The 18792-nt window shown below is 59.9% G+C and carries 16 protein-coding genes; 9 read left to right on the top strand and 7 right to left on the bottom strand.

Translation table 11 applies throughout. From position 1 onward, the window contains the following. Together ACLQ8T_RS12205 and ACLQ8T_RS12200 are read left to right on the top strand one after the other, a co-directional pair. Positions 1–795, top strand: coding sequence for an enoyl-CoA hydratase/isomerase family protein (locus ACLQ8T_RS12205; protein WP_413454773.1), 795 nt, complete (start codon positions 1–3; stop codon positions 793–795). Positions 796–797: 2 nt separating this feature from the next. Continuing rightward, complete coding sequence (locus tag ACLQ8T_RS12200; protein WP_204722695.1) at positions 798–1670, top strand: 3-hydroxyacyl-CoA dehydrogenase family protein; 873 nt, start codon at positions 798–800, stop codon at positions 1668–1670. Positions 1671–1750: 80 nt separating this feature from the next. Here the strand turns inward: ACLQ8T_RS12200 and ACLQ8T_RS12195 are convergent, their stop codons facing one another. Beyond that, the gene (locus tag ACLQ8T_RS12195) at positions 1751–2653 is read right to left on the bottom strand and encodes a serine protein kinase RIO (RefSeq protein ID WP_413454772.1); all 903 of its coding nucleotides are present in this window, start codon (positions 2651–2653) and stop codon (positions 1751–1753) included. A gap of 140 nt (positions 2654–2793) precedes the next feature. Here ACLQ8T_RS12195 and ACLQ8T_RS12190 point away from each other — a divergent pair, with 140 nt between their 5' ends. The 3 genes from ACLQ8T_RS12190 to ACLQ8T_RS12180 all read left to right on the top strand — a co-directional run bounded on the left by ACLQ8T_RS12190 (position 2794) and on the right by ACLQ8T_RS12180 (position 7858). Continuing rightward, the gene (locus ACLQ8T_RS12190) at positions 2794–3516 is read left to right on the top strand and encodes a tyrosine-protein phosphatase (protein WP_413454771.1); all 723 of its coding nucleotides are present in this window, start codon (positions 2794–2796) and stop codon (positions 3514–3516) included. Between the two features lie 115 nt (positions 3517–3631). Further along, positions 3632–5755 (top strand): phenylacetic acid degradation bifunctional protein PaaZ, encoded by a 2124-nt coding sequence (gene paaZ / locus ACLQ8T_RS12185; protein WP_413454770.1) that lies wholly within the window; start codon positions 3632–3634, stop codon positions 5753–5755. 327 nt (positions 5756–6082) lie between these two features. Continuing rightward, positions 6083–7858: a carbohydrate-binding module family 20 domain-containing protein gene (locus tag ACLQ8T_RS12180; protein ID WP_413454769.1), complete on the top strand. Its 1776-nt coding sequence runs from the start codon at positions 6083–6085 to the stop codon at positions 7856–7858. A 56-nt stretch (positions 7859–7914) separates the two neighbouring features. On the opposite strand, the gene ACLQ8T_RS12175 is transcribed toward ACLQ8T_RS12180, so the two are convergent. The 6 genes from ACLQ8T_RS12175 to ACLQ8T_RS12150 form a co-directional block, all read right to left on the bottom strand. Next, positions 7915–8655, bottom strand: coding sequence for a nicotinamide mononucleotide transporter (locus ACLQ8T_RS12175; protein ID WP_413454768.1), 741 nt, complete (start codon positions 8653–8655; stop codon positions 7915–7917). A 192-nt stretch (positions 8656–8847) separates the two neighbouring features. Continuing rightward, the gene (locus ACLQ8T_RS12170; RefSeq protein ID WP_204722690.1) at positions 8848–9465 is read right to left on the bottom strand and encodes a TetR/AcrR family transcriptional regulator; all 618 of its coding nucleotides are present in this window, start codon (positions 9463–9465) and stop codon (positions 8848–8850) included. A 32-nt stretch (positions 9466–9497) separates the two neighbouring features. Beyond that, positions 9498–10817, bottom strand: coding sequence for a phenylacetate--CoA ligase family protein (locus ACLQ8T_RS12165; RefSeq protein WP_413454767.1), 1320 nt, complete (start codon positions 10815–10817; stop codon positions 9498–9500). 37 nt (positions 10818–10854) lie between these two features. Then, positions 10855–11295: a hydroxyphenylacetyl-CoA thioesterase PaaI gene (gene paaI, locus ACLQ8T_RS12160; RefSeq protein WP_413454766.1), complete on the bottom strand. Its 441-nt coding sequence runs from the start codon at positions 11293–11295 to the stop codon at positions 10855–10857. Positions 11296–11409: 114 nt separating this feature from the next. Further along, positions 11410–12420: a GNAT family N-acetyltransferase gene (locus ACLQ8T_RS12155; protein WP_413454765.1), complete on the bottom strand. Its 1011-nt coding sequence runs from the start codon at positions 12418–12420 to the stop codon at positions 11410–11412. Positions 12421–12440: 20 nt separating this feature from the next. After that, complete coding sequence (locus ACLQ8T_RS12150; RefSeq protein WP_413454764.1) at positions 12441–14594, bottom strand: S9 family peptidase; 2154 nt, start codon at positions 14592–14594, stop codon at positions 12441–12443. A gap of 202 nt (positions 14595–14796) precedes the next feature. On the opposite strand from ACLQ8T_RS12150, the gene ACLQ8T_RS12145 reads away from it, so the two are divergent. The 4 genes from ACLQ8T_RS12145 (at position 14797) to paaA (ending at position 18792) form a co-directional block, all read left to right on the top strand. Continuing rightward, positions 14797–16263, top strand: coding sequence for an amino acid ABC transporter substrate-binding protein/permease (locus ACLQ8T_RS12145; protein ID WP_413454763.1), 1467 nt, complete (start codon positions 14797–14799; stop codon positions 16261–16263). After that, a complete protein-coding gene (locus ACLQ8T_RS12140) occupies positions 16260–17015 on the top strand; it encodes an amino acid ABC transporter ATP-binding protein (protein ID WP_413454762.1) in 756 nt (251 codons plus the stop codon). Before ACLQ8T_RS12145 ends, ACLQ8T_RS12140 begins: the two co-directional genes overlap by 4 nt. Positions 17016–17214: 199 nt before the next feature. Next, complete coding sequence (locus ACLQ8T_RS12135) at positions 17215–17664, top strand: DoxX family protein (RefSeq protein WP_413454761.1); 450 nt, start codon at positions 17215–17217, stop codon at positions 17662–17664. Positions 17665–17805: 141 nt separating this feature from the next. Next, entirely contained in the window at positions 17806–18792 is a 987-nt protein-coding gene (gene paaA, locus ACLQ8T_RS12130) for a 1,2-phenylacetyl-CoA epoxidase subunit PaaA (RefSeq protein ID WP_413454760.1), read from the top strand.

Raw genomic sequence — 18792 nt, 5'->3', positions numbered from 1 at the left:
ATGAGCGATCTGAAGAGCGAATTCACCACCCTCAAGCTGTCGGAAACCGATGTCCGGCTCTGGGTGCGCCTGCACCGGCCGGATGTGCGCAACGCCATCGACCAGGCCATGGTCGACGAGCTGCACGCCATCTGCGCCTACCTGGAGAAGAGCCCCAAGATCCTGATTATCGCAGGCACACCCGCAGAAGCGCCGAGCGAAGCCAACCCCAAGGGACGCAAGGGCATTTTCGCTTCGGGCGCGGATATTGCCCAGCTGCGCGAACGCCGTCGCGATGATGCGCTCGCCGGGATCAATTCGGGCATCTTCGACAGGATTGCCAAGCTGCCGATGCCGGTGATTGCAGCCCTCGACGGCTTCGCGCTGGGCGGCGGTGCCGAGCTGGCCTATGCCGCGGACTTCCGCATCGGCACCCCCGAGCTGCGCATGGGCAACCCTGAAACGAACCTGGGCATCATGGCCGCCGCCGGCGCCACCTGGCGGCTGAAGGAGCTGGTCGGCGAACCACTGGCCAAGGAAATCCTGCTGGCCGGCAAGGTGCTCACCGGCGAGCAGTGCCTGGCTGCCAACCTGGTCACCGAATTGCATCCGGCTACCGAGCTGGATGCGGCGGCCGACGCCTTGGCTGACCGCATCGGAGCCCAGGATCCGCTGGCGGTTCGCATCACCAAGTCGGTCTTCCATACTCCCCGCGAAGTCCACCCGGTCATCGACACCTTGGCCCAGGGCATGCTGTTCGAGTCCCAGGCAAAATTCGACCGCATGCAAGCATTCCTAGATCGAAAGAAGAAGTAAGCATGAGTGCACAGACCAGCTTCACCTCCGGCGCACTGCCGCAGCAGATGGGCGTGCTCGGCGGAGGGCGCATGGGCGCCGGCATCGCCCACGCGTTCCTGATCAGCGGCAGCTCGGTGACTGTTGTCGAACGCGACAGCGAGTCGGCGCAGGCCGCCTATGAGCGCGTGGCAGCATCAGTGGACAAGTCGATTGCCCGCGGCGGGGTGAGCGAAAGCCGCGAAGAGCTGCTGGCTCGTTTCTCCACCAGTACCGATTACGGGCAATTCGCCAGCGCGCAGCTGGTGATTGAAGCAGTCCCTGAAATCTGGGATCTGAAGGTCTCCTCGCTGCAAGCGGTGGAGCAGGCCTTGGGCAGCGATGCCGTGCTCGCATCCAACACCTCGTCGCTGTCGGTCAGCGGACTGGCCGAGGAATTGCAGCGTCCGCAGAACTTCCTGGGCCTGCACTTCTTCAACCCGGTCCCGGCTTCCACCTTGATCGAGGTCGTGATCGGCAAGCAGACCGACCAAGCGCTGGTGGGTGCATCGCGCGGTTGGGTTGAAGGCTTGGGCAAGACCGCGGTCGTCGTCAATGACGCTCCGGGCTTCGCATCATCCCGCTTGGGCGTGGCAATCGCCCTGGAAGCCATGCGCATGGTGGAAGAAGGCGTCGCCAGCGCCGAAGACATCGACAATGCGATGGTCCTAGGGTACAAGCACCCGACCGGACCGCTGAAGACTACCGACATTGTCGGGCTGGATGTGCGCCTGGGAATCGCAGAATACCTGCACGAGACGTTGGGGGAGCGCTTCGCCCCGCCGCAGATCCTCAAGGATATGGTCGCCGAGGGCAAGCTGGGGCGCAAGAGCAGCCAGGGCTTCTACAGCTGGTAGGAAACCCGCCATATAACCTTCAGCGACAATGGCCTCCGTCGGTCAGGAATGACTGGCGGAGGCCATTGTCCCTCTGGATCCTAGAAGAGATGTCCTAGCAGTGAAGCAAACAGCTCATCTGGATCATGTGACAGTCCCTTGGAATCAAACCACTCGCACAAATTGACGCAGTCGCGGTGCAAGAAGTCCATGCCTTGTGGATTGCCCGCCAGATCCACGCACTGCGGAACATCGATGACCACTAGACGCTCGCCGGAAACCAGGAGGTTGTAGGCGGACAGGTCGCCATGGGCAATGCCCAATCCAGCGAACTTCTCAAGGGCGTCTGTGAGTTGATCCCATAGTGCGGGAAGCCGTGGATCAAAGCGCGCAAGCTGTTGCAGGCGGGGTGCTGCCGCCAGCGAATTGTCCGGGTCGGCAATGAATTCCATGAGGATTTCGGTGCCGTCAATCTGTACCGGATACGGCACCGGAATGCCGGCTTCGTAACAGCGCAAGAGGTAGGTCCATTCCGCGTTGGCCCACTGCAAAGCGGCGATGTCCCGGCCGTAGGCGGACTTGTTGCTGATGGCTCGATTATCGCGCGAGCGCCGGGCAGACCTGCCATCGCTATAAGCTTGCGAACGGCTGAATTGCAGGTGGTCGCGGGAGCGATAACGTTTGGCGGCCAGTAAGCTTGAGCGCTCCTGCGTTGCTCGTTCCAACAGGAAGACGTCGCCTTCTTTGCCGGTTTTGAGGATGCCTAATTCGGTGTCTACGGCACCGGCGTCCTCAATCAGCCATAGCGGGTAGGGCTGTGGCCCGCGCATGCCCTTTTCGATAAACGGCCAGGTGGAGTAGCGCTGGCCAGCCGGTGACTCATCCGAGGATGATTCGATCCATGCGGGCTTGTGCCTGCGGAATTTGAGTTTGGTATCTGCGTCAGCGAAGTTGGACGAGGTTACCTGTGAGCTGGTGGTTGGTTCTCCAGCAGGAAAATGCATGGGGATAAGTCCTTAGAAAAAGAGATCAATGACCGGGAACGGCGGTAAGCCATCATCGTTACCCCTCCTTCAATAGACTGATTGGCAGTTGCCAATGAGTAGAACTCTACAACAGGGAATCAATATGTTGCAATGGGTAAATGAGCCAGGGTCTGAACTATCAAAAGCAAAGCGGAGATCTGGAATGGGAAGGATCCGTGAATGCGCGGCATATTTGCGGAGCCTTTTATCGAATGGGTCGCCACGAGTGGCTTAGTGTCCGGGGCTGGCAGCAAATGCACGAGGGCGGAGTCAGCAAGGTCGTGGACCTGCGCAACCCCAACGAGATCCGCCGGCGGGAGCATGACCCCGCCGTACCCCAGGCAGCGTTCTCCGGCATTGAACTGGTGAACCTGCCGCTGGAGACGCCCGGCAATCCGAGGTTCGAATCGATTGCCGTACCATATATGAATCACACCGCCATGTACAGGTTGGTGTGCGAAGAATTCGGCGGCCAACTGCGTGCAGTCTTCGAGAATTTGGCGAACTCCCAAGGGCCAACCGTGATCCACTGTTCGGCAGACCGCGACCGCTCTGGCTTGATTGCCACCATGCTGCTGGATCTCGCAGGTTCCCGGGATCAGATTCTCGTCCATGATGAGCTGGCGGTGCGGGGTATCAATGAATGGCATCGTGTCTCGCCGCGAAAGCATCCCTACGAGAGCTATCGGGGTGAAGAAGAGCTGCGGGAAATCATTCAAGAAAGAGCCACGGCCCTGTCGGAATTCTGTGCATGGCTTGGTTCGGCCCGCTCCTATCTGCTGTCCCAGGGCATGATCGAGGAGGGTCTCGATCACCTGAGTGATCTCGCGCGGAATTCCTGAGTAGCGGGCGGGGTGGAGAATTCTCGCGAACAACAATTTGAGGTGTTCCCGGCCACTCTCTTGCTGATAAGGTTAAGGTTAATACTGACCGACCGTTCAGGAAGGAATTGCGTCAATGTCGACAAAACAGATCAGCGTGGTACCCAGCTTTATCGCCGGAGAATGGCGGACCCCGCAGTCCGAGGGCGGAACAGAAGTCCGCGACGCCAACACCGGAGAACTTCTAGCCACTGTCACCAATGACAAGCTGGATGTTGCAGCGGCGGTGGACTATGGCCGTGGCACCGGGCATCAGGAACTGGCCAAGCTCTCCTTGCATGAGCGCGCACTCAAGCTCAAGGAACTCGCGCTGTATCTGAATGAGCGACGCAAAGACCTTTACGAGATTTCCTTCAAGACCGGGGCCACCAAAATCGATTCCATGGTGGATATCGATGGCGGAATCGGTGTTCTGTTTACATTCTCATCCAAGGGCCGCCGTGAACTTCCCAATAGCAATGTCATTCTGGACGGGCCAACGGAACCGCTGAGCAAGGACGGCTCTTTTATCGGCACGCATATCTACACCGCAATGAGTGGTGTCGTGGTGCAGGTCAACGCGTTCAACTTCCCGGTATGGGGCATGCTCGAAAAGTTTGCCCCGGCGTTTATCGCTGGTGTTCCCACCATCGTCAAGCCAGCGACTCCAACGGGGTACCTCACCGAGGCAGCCGTGAGGATGATGCTGGAATCAGGCATCCTTCCCGAAGGGTCCCTGCAGCTTCTCTCGGGATCAGCCCGCGACCTGATGGACCACCTCGACTACCGTGACATGTTCGCCTTCACCGGCTCGGCCGCCACGGCCAGCAAGCTGAAGTCCCATCCAAATGTCATCGACGGGGGAGTGCGCTTCGCAGCAGAAACCGACTCCCTGAACGCGGCCATTCTCGGCCCTGATGCAGAGGAGGGAACAGCGGAATTCGAGGCCTTCGTCAAGGTCGTCGTCACCGAGATGACCTCCAAGGCCGGCCAGAAGTGCACCGCGATCCGCCGCAATATCGTGCCTTCCCATCTGGTAGAACCGGTCATTGCCGCCATCGGCCAGCGAATCGAGCAGCGGGTTGTCATTGGCGACCCCCGTGTCGAGGGCGTGACCATGGGCGCCTTGGCTTCCCTGGAACAGCTGGCTGATGTGCGTGCTGCAGTGCAGGACATGATTGACGCTGGTGGCGAGCTTGCCTATGGCCGCCTGGATGCCCCAGCCGTACGCGTGGCACCAGAACGTGACGCCGTGGCCGAATCCGGTGCTTTCATGTCTCCGGTGGTTCTGCGATGGGCCGATGCCCGCAACCCGCTTGTGCACTCCCGCGAGGCCTTCGGACCGGTCAGCTCCGTCATCGGCTACGACAATCTTGACGAAGCCGTGCAGCTGGCCGCCATGGGTGCAGGCTCGCTGGTAGCCACCGTGTGCAGCAATGACGCCGACACCGTGCGTTCACTGGCCCTGGGAATCGCCGCCCACCATGGCCGCGTGCACATCCTGAACCGGGAAACCGCGCGATCAACGACCGGTCACGGTTCACCAGTGCCACACCTGGTCCATGGTGGCCCAGGGCGCGCCGGCGGTGGCGAGGAGCTGGGCGGAATCCGATCAGTGAAGCACCATATGCAGCGCACTGCCGTTCAGGGCTCGCCGAATATGCTCACTGCGCTCAGCGGCGTGTGGCATGCCGGCGCTGAACAGCGCCTGGCCGGAAGCGAAAAGTTCGGCGGACAGGGGCAATACGCGCACCCGTTCCGCAAGTCGCTGGCCGAGCTGCAAGTAGGTGATGGCTTCGCCTCTGATCTGCGCGTAGTGAACCTTGAAGAGATCAGCGAATTCGCCAAGAAAACTGGCGACACCTTCTACGCCCACACCGATGCAAAGGCAGCCGAAGTGAACCCGTTCTTCCCGGGAATCGTCGCCCACGGGTACCTGCTCGTGTCGTGGGCTGCCGGCCTCTTCGTAGAGCCAGCGCCGGGGCCAGTGCTAGCCAACTACGGATTGGCATCCCTGCGCTTCATCACCCCGGTGGCTGCCGGAGATTCAATCCGCGTGACCCTGACGGCCAAGAAAATCACGCCGCGAGTCACCGATGAATATGGCGAGGTCGCATGGGATGCGATCTTGCGCAACCAGAATGATGAGATTGTCGCGACCTACGATGTCTTGACCTTGGTGGAGAAAGAAAACCTCACCTACGCCAACTTCGAAGGCTAAAACGCAACTTCAGCAAGGGTGGATGCCGTCAACCACGGCATCCACCCTTTTGCGTGCTCGGAGCCAGGACAGCTTCGCCGGATATTTATGAAAGCGTTTCCAATTTTGGCAAGAATTGGCGTGGAGTGAAAAAATTTTAGGGCAATTTACGCGGACAGTTTCGAGGGTTTAACGTATTTACAGAAATTTACTTATTGGAGAGAGCTAAGAAAACGCTTACAGTTGTGTCGCAGGCCACGCGTTGATGGGGAATGTGTGGTTGAGCGATCCCGACGCTGTCGCGTCGAGCTATCGCAGCCCGATCATCACAACATAAGGAGTTTTTCTGTGGGACTTTTGCCATCACGCGCCAAATCAACACAACGCCGGCACGGAGCCAGGACGGTGAAGCCGGTGGCAGCACTCGGCGTCTCGGTCGCCCTGCTCGCCGCACCGTTGTTCGCGGCACCCGCCCAAGCCGCCACCCCATCCAACGACGGCAAGGATGTCATCCTCAACCTGTTCCAATGGAACTGGAATTCGGTAGCCCAGGAATGCGAGTCCAGCATCGGTCCAGCAGGATATGGCTACGTCCAGGTCTCGCCTCCAGCTGAGCACCTGCGCGGCACTGCATGGTGGACCTCGTACCAGCCGGTGAGCTACAAGGTGGACTCGAAACTGGGCAACCGCGAGGAATTCTCTGCCATGGTCAAAAGCTGCAACGATGCAGGCGTGAAAGTGATCGCAGACGCCGTGGTCAATCACATGACCGGAGCCGGGCAGGCCGGTACTGGAACCGCAGGCTCGGCTTTCTCCGATGACAACTTCCCAGAGTATTCGGCCCAGGACTTCAACGATTGCCGCACCAACATCACCAACTATGCCGACCGCTGGCAAGTGCAGAACTGCCGCCTTGTGGGCTTGCAGGATCTGAAAACCTCCAGCAGCTACGTCCAGCAAAACATCGCCGACTATCTCGATGACCTCGTCTCGCTTGGGGTATCCGGATTCCGCATCGATGCCTCGAAGCACATGCCCGCAACGGACCTCGAAGGCATCAAATCCAAGATGAAGAACCCCGGCGTGTACTGGGTCCACGAGGTGATCGGGGCGTCGGGTGAACCGATCCAGGAGAGCGAATACCTCGGCAGTGGCGACTCGCACGAATTCGACTATGCGCGGCAGCTCAAGCATGATTTCGACGCGCAAATCGCCAACTTGCGCTTCATCGGCGACGGTAAGCTCACCAGTGACCGGGCCGGGGTTTTTGTCGCCAACCACGACACCGAACGCAACGGCGAATCCATGAACTACAAGTGGGGCGCCAAGTACCTGCTGGGCAATGTTTTCATGCTGTCCTGGCCCTACGGGTCACCCACCGTGTATTCCGGATACAAGTTCACCGACAAGGATGCAGGCGCTCCGGGCGCCAGCGACGCATCGGTACCCAATGCCAGCTGCGACTCCTCCGCCTGGACCTGCGAACAGCGGCAAGATGAAATCACCGGAATGGTGGGCTTCAACAACGCCGTCGGCGACGCGGCTGTCAGCAATTGGTGGGACGATGGCGGCAACCAGATCGCATACGGCCGCGGCAATAAGGGCTTCGTAGCCATCAACAACACCTCGGCGGCAACCACCCGCGAATACACCAGCTCGCTGGCCGCTGGCACCTATTGTGATGTGGTGGCCGGAGGCGATTGCTCGAAGACCATCACTGTGGGCGCCGACGGCAAGTTCACCGCGACACTGCCTGCCTATGGTGCCATGGCCCTGCACATCGGTGCAGTATCCGATGGCGGATCAGGAACGCCGGATCCGGTCGAGGACACCGCTGATGTCAGCGTCGCAGTCACCGCCCAAACCGTCTGGGGGCAGAACATCCGCATCGTCGGCAACCAGCCGGAACTAGGCAGCTGGGATCCGGCCAAGGCGCCACAGCTATCAGCTGCCAGCTACCCGAGCTGGAGCGGAACGGTGGACCTTCCGGCAGGAACGCAGTTCGAATACAAGTACGTCAAGTACGACCAGAGCGGCAATGCCAAGTGGGAATCAGGGGCCAACCGCATCGCGACCGTGAATGCGGACGGTTCCCTGAACCTGAACGACAGCTGGCGCAATTAGCCACAAAAAATGATCCCGCCCCAGTTCACACTGGGGCGGGATCATTCTAGGTTCAGCTACTTTTCGGTTTCGGCATTCAGGTTCTCCAAGGTTGCCTGCTTGGCTTTTTGCAAGGCCAGCTCTTCCTCGTCCAGCTCGACCTGCACCGGCTCGGCAGCCTGGGCAGGAAGGCCGCGCCACAGGAAGTAGCCGTACGCGGCGGCCAGGGCGATGAAGACGTAGAGGCCAAGCATGCCCAGCATTGGCGAAATCAAGAAGTACACCACCAGGTCCGCGATAGCTGCTACAGCCAGCAGCAGCCAGCCTTCGCGAACACCGCGCGCAATCATGACGAAGGAAGCGAAAATGGCGGCGTCAGCGAAGTACATCACCCAGACTTCCGGGGTGGCGGTCAAGAAGCCGGAGTTGAAGAGGAATGGGCCGAAGCGCAAGGCCACCAGCAGGATCAAGCCGACAACCATGCCCACGGCAGACCTGAGGGTGACCGGGGTCTTGGTCACTTCGCGAGTGAACTTGCCGTTGAGCTTGAACTGCGAAAAACGCCATAGGCCGAAAATCGGCAGGAGTAGCAGCGGGATCGCGTAGATCAGGCCCAGCAGGTCATACTGCAACGCGGAGATCATGGGGCCTACGAAAACCGAGAGGATCAGCGTCCACCAACCCAAATCATTGCGGTGCCCAAGAAGGATTGCGGAGACGAAAACTAGCAGCATGCTAGCGGCTGACAGCAGGATCTGGACATAGGAACTACCGCTGTCTGCAGTAGCCATGAACAGGGTTTCTAAGAAGGAATCCACGGTGCTCTTCACTCGATCGATTGGCAACGACAGGTGCACAAGGCACCCCTTAGATGCTAACGGTGATTCCTGTGAGTCCGTAAATTCCCAAAGGTTGGATGCGCCACAGCGACCAAGTGTTAATTCCGCATCAACGCATTGAGGCTCCCTGCTCAAAAAGCAGAGAGCCTCAATAATGGCAAATGAATGCGGCTACTTCACCACGGTGTGCAGGCCATGGAAGAGCAGTGACACCGCTTGTTCTTCCAGCGCCGAAGCCTCCAGTGGGCCATCAACCCGGTACCAATCCACTACCGAGTTGATCATGCCGAACAATAGTCGGGCCGTGGCGCGGGGCTCCAGGTCATCGCGAAGCTTCCCGTCGCTTTGCGCGGACGTGACCAACTCAGCGAGCTGGCGGTCCATGGCGCGGCGCCGTTCCAGCGCTTGGCGCTCCAATTCGGTGTTGCCACGCAAGCGCAGCAGCAAGGTCACGTAGGGGCGCTTTTCGATCAAGATGCGGATGGTTGAGCGCAAGAAGAATTCCAAACGCTCGTCGGCACTGCCCTCGTGCGTGCGCACTTCGGTGATGACCGCTTCCAAGGGGAAGAGCGCTTCGTCCAAGGCGCGGCGCAGCAGGTCTTCCTTGGAAGGCACGTGATGGTAGATCGCGGACTTGCTGATCCCCAAGCGATCGGCAAGCTTGCCCATGGAGGTCGCGTCGTAGCCGTATTCGTTGAATGCCTCGACGGCAATTCTCAGTACGGTTTCCTGGTCGTACCCGGGGCGCCCGCGTTTCACCGGGCGGCTGGCAGTGTCGGTTGTGTCCATGATGAGTCGATTATTCCATGTCCCTGCGCATATTACTGATTACGCAGATCATAGATTCGCTTGAGCTTGCCCATTGATCGCTCCAGCGACTCGGGCTCAACGACATCGATGGCGCAGGACGAGCCGATGTGGATCTTGATGAGCTTGGCCAGTTCCTTCCCTGCGTGTTCAGCCTGCTCGGCCGTCGCATCCATGCGGCGTTCGACTTTCACTGCCAGTTGATCCATGCGGTCGGGGCGCGAAAGGATGAGCTGGAAGTGAGGAGAGAGGCCTGGAACCTTGAGAATCAGCTCTTCGATCTGGCTGGGGAAGAGATTGACTCCGCGCAGAATGATCATGTCATCGCTGCGCCCGGTGATGCGGCCCATCCGGCGGTGTCCCGGGCGGACGCTGCCAGGCATCAGGCGTGTCAGGTCATGGGTCCGGTAGCGGATGATTGGCAGGGCTTGCTTGGTCAGCGAGGTGAAGACCAGCTCGCCATGTTCTCCATCGCCCAGGACCTTGCTCGAATCGAAGGCGTCGATGATTTCGGGACGGAAATGGTCTTCCCAGATGTGACTTCCATCTTTGCGTTCATTGGATTCGCCGGCTACACCTGGGCCCATGACCTCTGAGAGTCCGTAGATATCGCAAGCATCGATATTGAACATCTCTTCGAGTTCATGGCGCATTTCTTCGGTCCATGGTTCGGCGCCGAGAACAGCGACCTTCAGTGACGAGCTGCGCGGATCGATGCCCTTGCGCTGCATGGCATCGCCGATGGTTAGCAGGTAGGTCGGGGTGCAAAGGATCGCATCAGGGGCGAAGTCCTGGATCAGTGAAATCTGCTTGTCGGTTTGCCCTCCGGACATGGGGATGACCGTTGCACCAAGATGTTCCGCAGCAGCGTGGGCTCCCAACCCGCCGGTGAACAGCCCATAGCCGTAGGCGTTGTGGACCTTCCAGCCCGGCTTGACTCCGGCCATGCGCAGGCATCGGGCACCGAGCTTGGCCCAGTCTTCCAGGTCCTTCTTGGTGTAGCCAACCACGGTGGGCTGTCCAGTGGTGCCCGAGGAAGCATGGATGCGGGCGACTTCATGCTGCGGAACGGCAAACATGCCGAAGGGATAGTTCTTGCGCAGATCTTCTTTGTCCGTGAACGGGAACAGCGCAAGGTCGCCCAGTTCCTTGAGATCCTCGGGGTGGACTCCTGCCGCATCGTATTTTTCTTTGTAATGCGGGACGTTGGTGTAGGCGTGGTGAAGGGTTTCCTTCAGCCGTTCAAGCTGGATGGCTTCAATTTCATCGCGACTCATGGTCTCTTCTGGATCCAGGGGATTGGGGAGAGCGTCGCGGTTGGAAGTCTGAGACATGCTGGAACTTTCGTGTCGAGTGAACTGAAGGGTGGCCTTAGCGCGGCTTGGGCACGGTGCGGGAACGTCCGCGGAATTCGGCTACGACTTCGGTACTGCCGTCGCTGGATTCCTGGGTCACCGTGATGTCATAGATCCCGCTGCGACCTTGCTGCGAGACCCGTTGGCCGGTGGCGGTGAGTGTTCTTCCGGGAATGGCTGGCCGAAGGAAATTGATATCTGCTCCGGAGGCGACGGTGATGCTCTCATCGGAGCCTTCTGCGGGGTTGCAGCTCAAGGCAAAGGCGGTGTCTGCCAGAGCGAAGATCATTCCGCCGTGGCCGATTCCAAAACCGTTGAGCATTTCAGGGCGCAGTTCCATGGTGATGACCGCACGCCCTTCGCGAACTTCGACGACGTTGATGCCCATCCATTGAGTCGCGTAGTCATTGCGGAGAATGGCGTGGGGTGCTGGTTCTTCTACCTGGGTATTGGTCATCATTGTCCTTCGCCGATTTATTTACCGAACGATCATTAGGTAATAACAAAATGTGAGCTAAGTCAAGTTATATAGCGGTAAACAATGATCTGTTGCGAAGCGGAAAGCTGGAAGCTACGAGGCGAAGAGCTTGTGATGCAAGGCCAAGATGAACGGCTCCTTGATCCGGTTGTAATCCATGACCAACCCATCTTCGCCCTGCTCGGCCAGCAACTGGGCCGCGGCCTGTCGCTTGACCTGCGCGTAAGCCTGCCGGTCAGCGGCATCGCCCTTGAGGTGTTCGCGGAAAATGACCATGCGCAGATACTCCGGGCTGCCGGCGGAGAACACGTGGATATTGGCATCGATGCTGCTGCCAGCTGGCGGCTTGAACATGCGGTGCGCGTACCAGCCAGGCTCGCGATGCCAGAACACCAGGCCAGCACCCTCCAGCGCCGGAACATAGCTGGGCTCGACATTGGCGTCGGGGACCAGCAAAGAAATATCGATAATCGGTTTTGCCGGGAGCCCCGGAACCGACGTGGAGCCAGTATGCTCAATGGCCAGAGCCTGCGGGCCCAAGGCACCAGCGATTAGGCGCGCGAAGTCCTCGAAATCCTGCGGCCAGCTCGGCGAGGGCTCAACAATGCGAATATTGCCCCGGGTCAGCTGGCCATTGACCGCCTCGTACTCCGGGTCTTCCGTCGGCTGGTTGTTCAGCAGAGGAAGATATGGAAGGGTGCCCAAGTACCGCGCGACGCCGGGCCACCTGGGGTCCTCGGCGGAATTGGAAACCACGCCGCCCAATGCCCGGTAGAAGTCGATGGCATCATCATCTGTTGTGGCCCAGACGTTCTTGCGGTGCATCGAGCGCAGTTCCTCAACCAGGGCCCGGCCCAACCCGCGTTGCTGGAATTCGGGCAGCACCGCAAGATATTCCAAGCACAGCGAGTACTGATCGCTGTGCCGATAGGCTGCCAGCGCTGCGATGGTCCCGTCCTCGGCGATATGTGTCAGGACCTGCAGGTCCTGGCACTCATCAAGCAGGTCTTCCAGGCCTTGTTCGCCTGCGGGATCGGCGGCCAGCACCAATAACCGGCGTACCGACGAATCGTCACGATGGTCTTTGATCTTGATGTGGCGCATGGCCGCCGTTCCTCCGGTTGTCAGATTTCTTCAGTGCATCCCAGCGCATCCAAGGCGAAGGAATAGTCCCACGCACGGGACTTCCAGGACTCGTAGCGCCCCGACGCGCCGCCGTGCCCGCCATCCATCTCGGTCTTCAGCACAATCGGTTCCTGCCCAGTGCCGATTTCACGCAGCTTGGCCACCCATTTGGCTGGCTCTACGTACAGTACACGGGTGTCGTTCAGCGAGGTGACCGCCGCGATCTTCGGGTAGTCCTGTGCAGTGACATTTTCGTAAGGGGTGTAGGACTTCATGTAGTGGTAGACCTCCTTGCTCTCGATCGGGTTGCCCCATTCTTCCCATTCCAAGGCCGACAGCGGCAGCTCGGGATCAAGGATGGAGGTCAGCGCATCGACGAAAGGCACCTGGGCGATGATCGCCGTATACAGCTGCGGGGCCATATTCGCGATGGCACCCATCAGCAGTCCGCCGGCCGAACCGCCCAGCGCGGCGATGCGCTGCGGATCGGCCCAACCGGAATCGATCAGGTACCGGGTGGAATCGATGAAGTCGGTGAAGGTGTTCTTCTTGTGCAGCTTCTTGCCCTGCAGGTACCAGTTGCGGCCGAGCTCCCCGCCGCCGCGCACATGGGCGATGACAAAGACCACGCCGCGATCCAGCACGCTCAAGCGGGGAATGCCGAAACCAGGATCCATCGAAGCCTCATAGGAACCGTAGCCGTAGATCAGCACCGGCTGGGGAACCGAGGTGTCCAGGTCGGCCCGGCGCATGATGGTCAAGGGAATCCTGGTGCCATCGGCCGCGGTGGCCCATTCGCGCGTGGACAGGTAGTTGGCCGGGTCGAAGTTGTTCACCGGAGTCTGCTTGCGCAGCACCAGCGACTGGTCTTCCAGCCACAGGTCGTAGACGCGTGCGGGGGTGAAGTCAGCGGTATAGCCGATGCGGATCAACGGCGCCTCCAATTCGGCGAAGGTCGCCGAGGCGGTAAACAGCTCATCTTCGAAGTCCGGTTCAATGGCCGGCTGCTGGGCTTCGGTGCCCAAGCCGTCCAAGGCAAGCAGCTGGACGCGCTCGCAGGTGTCGCGACGAACCGAGAGCACCACGTGCGAACCGGTTACTGCCGTGCCTTCGATCTTGACCGTGTCCTCATGGGCCACCACGGTGCGCCACTTGGCGGGGTCGGTGTTCTCGCCCAGCTGGTCCACGGACGCCAACGACACCATATTGTTCGGTGCTTCATGGTCGTGGGTGATCAATGCCTGGCCAGCGCCCGGCATCAAATCGATTCCGTGCAGCAGGCGCAAGCTGCGCGGCACCAGCAGGACCACTGCCGCCGAAGGATCGAGCAGATCCAGCATGCTGGTTTCGGCGAATTCGGAGTTGCCGCTGGAGATCATCAGAGTCTTGCGGTCCGGGCTCAGATCGAAGCCGAGCCACATGCCTGGATCAGTCTCCTCGAAAATGATCTTGTCGTCCGCTGGGAGGGTGCCCAGCCGGTGGGCGCGGATCTGGTGCGGACGCCAGGTTTCGTCAACTACCGTGTAGAAGATCGTTGAAGAATCGGGGGAGAAGGCCAGCCCGTAGAACACCCCTTCAATGGTGTCGCTCAGCAGCTTGCCGGTTTCAAGGTCCTTGATGAACAGGGTGAATCGTTCATCGCCGGCATTGTCGACGCAGTAGGCGAGCAGGTTGCCGTCCTCATTCAGGGCCATGCCGCCGAGCGAGAAGAACGGCTGCCCCTCGGCCAATGCGTTGCCGTCGAGCAGCACCTCTTCGGCAGGCAGCGCGGTTTCCGGGTCGATGACCGGGGGAGTCCAGTCGGCCACCAGGTCCCCGGTGTCCGAGGCTTTGACACGGCACTGGATCGTGTAGGGCTTGCCTTCGGCCGAACGGGTGAAGTACCACCAGCCGCGACGACGCACCGGAACCGACAGGTCGGTTTCAACGGTGCGGCCCTTGATCTCGCTGAACAAGGCATCGCGCAACGGCTGCTGGCCAGCGGTAATGATGTCGGTGTACTCGTTCTCCGCGGTTAGGTGGGCGATGACCTCCGGGTTGGATTTCTCGCGCAGCCATTCGTAGTTGTCGATGAAGTCGTCGCCGTGGAAGCTGCGGGTGGTGGGCAGCTTCGCGGCACGAGGAGCATTTGCGGTCAATGATTCAGGAGTCATACCACTATTCAATCCCACCGCCGATGCTTGCGGGGGTAGCTATGCTCAGCGCGGACAGAACCGCGGTTTCAAACCGGTAACGATGCAAATGCAGGCGAGTCGTGGGGTACCGGCTAGGCTTTATTCGTCCTAGGCTTGCAGGCAGAACGTATCATCTGCACCTTGGGCCATTCGCCCTTCAGCACGAGAAAGCGATTCATCAGTGGATAAGAAAAGAACAGCTGCCCCGGCCGGGCGCCTGGCCAGGTGGATAGCCGCGGCTGCCATCGGTTTGATGGCATTGGTCGTGGGCGCACCATCGGCCATGGCCCAAGGCAGCGAAAGCGTCGAGGGCCAAACCTATGTCATCGGCACGGATACGACGTTCGCGCCGTTCGAGTTCCGCCAGAACGGTGAGCTGACCGGTATCGACATGGATCTGCTGCGCACCATTGCCGAAGACCAGGGATTTGAAGTCGAAATCAGGTCCTTGGGCTTCAACGCCGCCTTGGCAGCCCTCTCCTCCAACCAGGTGGACGGCGTGATCGCCGGCATGTCGATTACCGACGAGCGCAAGGAGATCTACGACTTCTCCGAGCCCTACTTCGAGTCCGGCGTCCAGATGGCTGTCGCAGCGAACAATGACGAGATCACCAGCTACGAGGACTTGAAAGGCAAGACCGTTGTCGCCAAGACCGGCGCCGAGGGCGAGACCTACGCCAAGTCCATTGCCAAGGAATACGGCTTCCAGGTCAAGTCCCTGGACCAGTCAGCCACCATGTACGAATCGGTCAAGGCCGGCTCCGCCGTTGCCGTTTTCGATGACTACCCGGTGCTGGCCTACGGCATCGCCCAGGGCAATGGCCTGAAGACCGTCACCGACAAGGTTCCTGGCGGTTCCTACGGCTTCGCCGTGAACAAGGGTGAGAACACCGCGCTGCTGGCGGCCTTCAATGATGGGCTGGCCGAGCTGAAGGCCAGCGGAGAGTACCAGCAGATCCTGGACTCCTACCTTGCCGATCCGACCGCGGCGCAACCGAGCAACTTCTTCGATCTGCTGGTCAAGTCCATGCCGGCGTTGATGACCGGTTTGTGGCACACCCTGCTGGTGACAGCGATTTCCTTTGCCATCGCCATGGCGTTGGGCCTGATCTTCGGATTTATGAAGATCTCCGGGAACATCGTGCTGCGCGGCATCGCCACGACCTTCGTGAACATCTTCCGCGGCACCCCGCTGCTGCTCTGGGCATTCATGTTCTACTTCGGCCTTCCGCAGGTGACCGGCTGGGAGATCAGCGTCTGGACCGCTGGTGTGCTGACGCTGTCGTTGAACGCCGGCGCCTATGTCGCCGAAATTGTTCGCGGTGGTATCCAGTCGGTGGATCCAGGCCAGCTCGAAGCGTCCCGTTCGCTGGGCTTGGGCTACGGAAAGTCGATGCAGAAGGTCGTGATCCCGCAGGCCTTCAAGATGATGACCCCGTCGCTGATCAACCAGCTGATCATCAGCCTGAAGGACTCCTCGCTGCTGCTGGCTATCGGCTTCACCGAGCTGCTCTACCAGGGCCAGCAGATCTACGCGGCGAACTTCCGTGTCACTGAAACCCTGCTGATCGTCGGCATCATCTACTTCATCGCCATCATGGCGCTGACCAAGTTGGCAAATTATGCCGATCGGAGGTTCAACAAGTGAACACCTCAACCGTGCAAAGCGACAACGTGAAGATCCAGGTCAAAGACCTGCATAAGTCCTTCGGATCCAACAATGTGCTCAAGGGCATCGACATGGACGTGCGCGAAGGCGAAGTGGTGTGCGTGATCGGACCGTCCGGGTCCGGCAAGTCCACCTTGCTGCGTTGCCTGAACAAGCTCGAGGACATTACCTCAGGCAAGGTGGTTGTCGACGGCTTCGATGTCACCGATCCGAAGGTGGACATCAACGAGGTGCGCCGCCATGTGGGCATGGTGTTCCAGCACTTCAACCTGTTCCCACATATGAGCGTTGCAGAGAACATCATGCTGGCTCCGGTCGAGCTCAAGAAGATGGGCAAGGCCGAAGCCCGGGAGCGTGCCCTGGAGCTCTTGGAACGCGTGGGCCTGCGCGAGAAGGCCAACGCCCGTCCGGCCTCGCTCTCCGGCGGCCAGAAGCAGCGTGTGGCAATCGCCCGCGCGCTGGCCATGGCTCCGGGCATCATGCTCTTTGACGAGGCGACCAGCGCTCTGGATCCCGAGATGGTCGGCGAAGTGCTGCAGGTCATCAAGGAGCTCGCCGATAGCGGAATGACCATGGTCCTGGTGACGCACGAGATGGGCTTCGCACGTGAAGTAGCCGACCGGGTGGTCTTCATGGCTGACGGAGTTGTCTGCGAGCAGGGCGAGCCTGAACAGCTGTTCGGCAATCCGCAGCAGGCGCGCACCCAGGACTTCTTGTCCAAGGTCCTCTAGGCAGCAGCCGCACAGCCAGCCGGAAACCGTGCTGTCCGCAACTAGTTGCATCTGGTTACGGGCAGCACGGTTTTTCGTGACTAAGCTCTTCCGTGGCAAATTCCCTCATATTATTGAAGTTTCAACTAATTTTCCAATAGGGTTGGGGCAGTAACTGAACGGGACTTGTCCCTGCATCTCAACCATTAGGAGTCCACTAATGCCCGCTCTGGAAAATAACGCAGGCCTGCAGACCGCTGCCCGCATCCTGCTTCGCTTGGCTTTCGGTTTCCTCTTCCTGGCCCACGGCTGGCAGAAGTACTTCCAGTTCACCATCGAGGGAACCATCGCGGCCTTTGGCCAAATGGGTGTTCCTGCCGCCAACCTACTTGCCCCGGTGGCTGCAACCTTGGAGATCGCTGGCGGTGCCGCGATTATCCTCGGCCTGCTTACCCGCGTGTTCGCAGGCCTATTGGGGGTGCAGATGATCGTCGCGCTGTTCATGGTTCACGCTGCAGATGGAGTCTTCGTGGAAAATCGCGGCTTCGAGCTTGTCTTGGCACTGGCTGCCGGCGCACTGGCGCTGCTTCTGGTGGGCCCTGGCCGGATCTCGCTTGATGCGCTGATCTTCAAGGGCACGAAGGCGGGCAAAGCGCTCGTCAACGCCTAAGCGCCAGCTTTCGCAAACCCCGGGAAATCTTTCCCGGGGTTTTGTTGCGCCTGGAGGCGGGTTCATGTTGACGTGATCGAGCGCACTCTGACATACTGAACGAACGGTCAGTATGTAATTTGTTTTCGATGAGGTGAACCCATGGCCCCGACCACACCGCAGGAGCCGGGACTGAGTGCCGTCCCGAGCTACGAAGAAGAGCAGTCCCAAGAGCGTTTCGACGCCTTGATCGATCAGGACTCCCGCGTCGAGCCACGCGATTGGATGCCTGAGAAGTACCGCAAGACCCTCAGCCGCCAGATCTCGCAGCACGCGCACTCCGAAATCATCGGCATGCAGCCTGAAGCGAACTGGATTACCCGCGCTCCATCGCTGAAGCGCAAGTCCATTCTGATGGCCAAGGTGCAGGACGAAGCCGGTCACGGCCTCTACCTCTATTCGGCCGCCGAGACCTTGGGCACCACCCGCGACGAGTACAACGAGCAGCTACTCTCCGGCAAGGCCAAGTACTCCTCGATCTTCAACTACCCCGCACGCACGTGGGCGGACATGGGCGCTATCGGCTGGCTGGTCGATGGGGCGGCGATCGCCAACCAGGTTCCGCTGTGCCGTGCTTCCTACGGCCCCTACGGTCGCGCCATGGTCCGCGTGTGCAAAGAAGAATCCTTCCACCAGCGCCAGGGCTTCGAGATCTTGCTCTCGCTCTCGCGCGGCACCGATGCGCAGAAGAAGATGGCGCAGGATGCCATCAACCGCTTCTACGAGCCAGCCCTGATGATGTTCGGCCCGCCAGACGAGCAGTCGCCGAACTCCCAGCAGTCCATGGCCTGGAAGATCAAGCGCTTCTCCAACGACGAACTGCGCCAGCGTTTCGTCGGCATGATCGCCGAACAGGTCAAGGTTCTCGGCCTGACCCTGCCAGACCCCGAGCTGCACTTCGATGAAGAAAAGAAGCAGTGGATCCACAAGGATCTGAACTGGGACGAATTCATGGCAGTCATCAAGGGCAACGGCCCAGTGAACGCGCAGCGCATGGAACGCCGACGCGAAGCGCACCGCGAGGGCGCCTGGGTCCGTGAAGCCGCCGCAGCATACGCAGCAAAACAAGCACAAAGTGAGGTTGCCTAG

Source organism: Glutamicibacter sp. FR1, assembly GCF_047300825.1.
In the GTDB taxonomy this organism is placed as follows: Bacteria; Actinomycetota; Actinomycetes; order Actinomycetales; family Micrococcaceae; genus Glutamicibacter; species Glutamicibacter nicotianae.
This window is presented reverse-complemented; position numbering and strand designations above follow the sequence as displayed.

Bases quoted from the DNA above. Each gene is read 5' to 3' on its own strand.
- ACLQ8T_RS12165 (WP_413454767.1), bottom strand. From the start codon at position 10,817: ATGTCTCAGACTTCCAACCGCGACGCTCTCCCCAATCCCCTGGATCCA.
- paaI (WP_413454766.1), bottom strand. From the start codon at position 11,295: ATGACCAATACCCAGGTAGAAGAACCAGCACCCCACGCCATTCTCCGC.
- paaA (WP_413454760.1), top strand. From the start codon at position 17,806: ATGGCCCCGACCACACCGCAGGAGCCGGGACTGAGTGCCGTCCCGAGC.
- ACLQ8T_RS12205 (WP_413454773.1), top strand. From the start codon at position 1: ATGAGCGATCTGAAGAGCGAATTCACCACCCTCAAGCTGTCGGAAACC.
- ACLQ8T_RS12170 (WP_204722690.1), bottom strand. From the start codon at position 9,465: ATGGACACAACCGACACTGCCAGCCGCCCGGTGAAACGCGGGCGCCCC.
- ACLQ8T_RS12135 (WP_413454761.1), top strand. From the start codon at position 17,215: ATGCCCGCTCTGGAAAATAACGCAGGCCTGCAGACCGCTGCCCGCATC.
- ACLQ8T_RS12150 (WP_413454764.1), bottom strand. From the start codon at position 14,594: ATGACTCCTGAATCATTGACCGCAAATGCTCCTCGTGCCGCGAAGCTG.
- paaZ (WP_413454770.1), top strand. From the start codon at position 3,632: ATGTCGACAAAACAGATCAGCGTGGTACCCAGCTTTATCGCCGGAGAA.
- ACLQ8T_RS12155 (WP_413454765.1), bottom strand. From the start codon at position 12,420: ATGCGCCACATCAAGATCAAAGACCATCGTGACGATTCGTCGGTACGC.
- ACLQ8T_RS12200 (WP_204722695.1), top strand. From the start codon at position 798: ATGAGTGCACAGACCAGCTTCACCTCCGGCGCACTGCCGCAGCAGATG.
- ACLQ8T_RS12190 (WP_413454771.1), top strand. From the start codon at position 2,794: ATGAGCCAGGGTCTGAACTATCAAAAGCAAAGCGGAGATCTGGAATGG.
- ACLQ8T_RS12195 (WP_413454772.1), bottom strand. From the start codon at position 2,653: ATGCATTTTCCTGCTGGAGAACCAACCACCAGCTCACAGGTAACCTCG.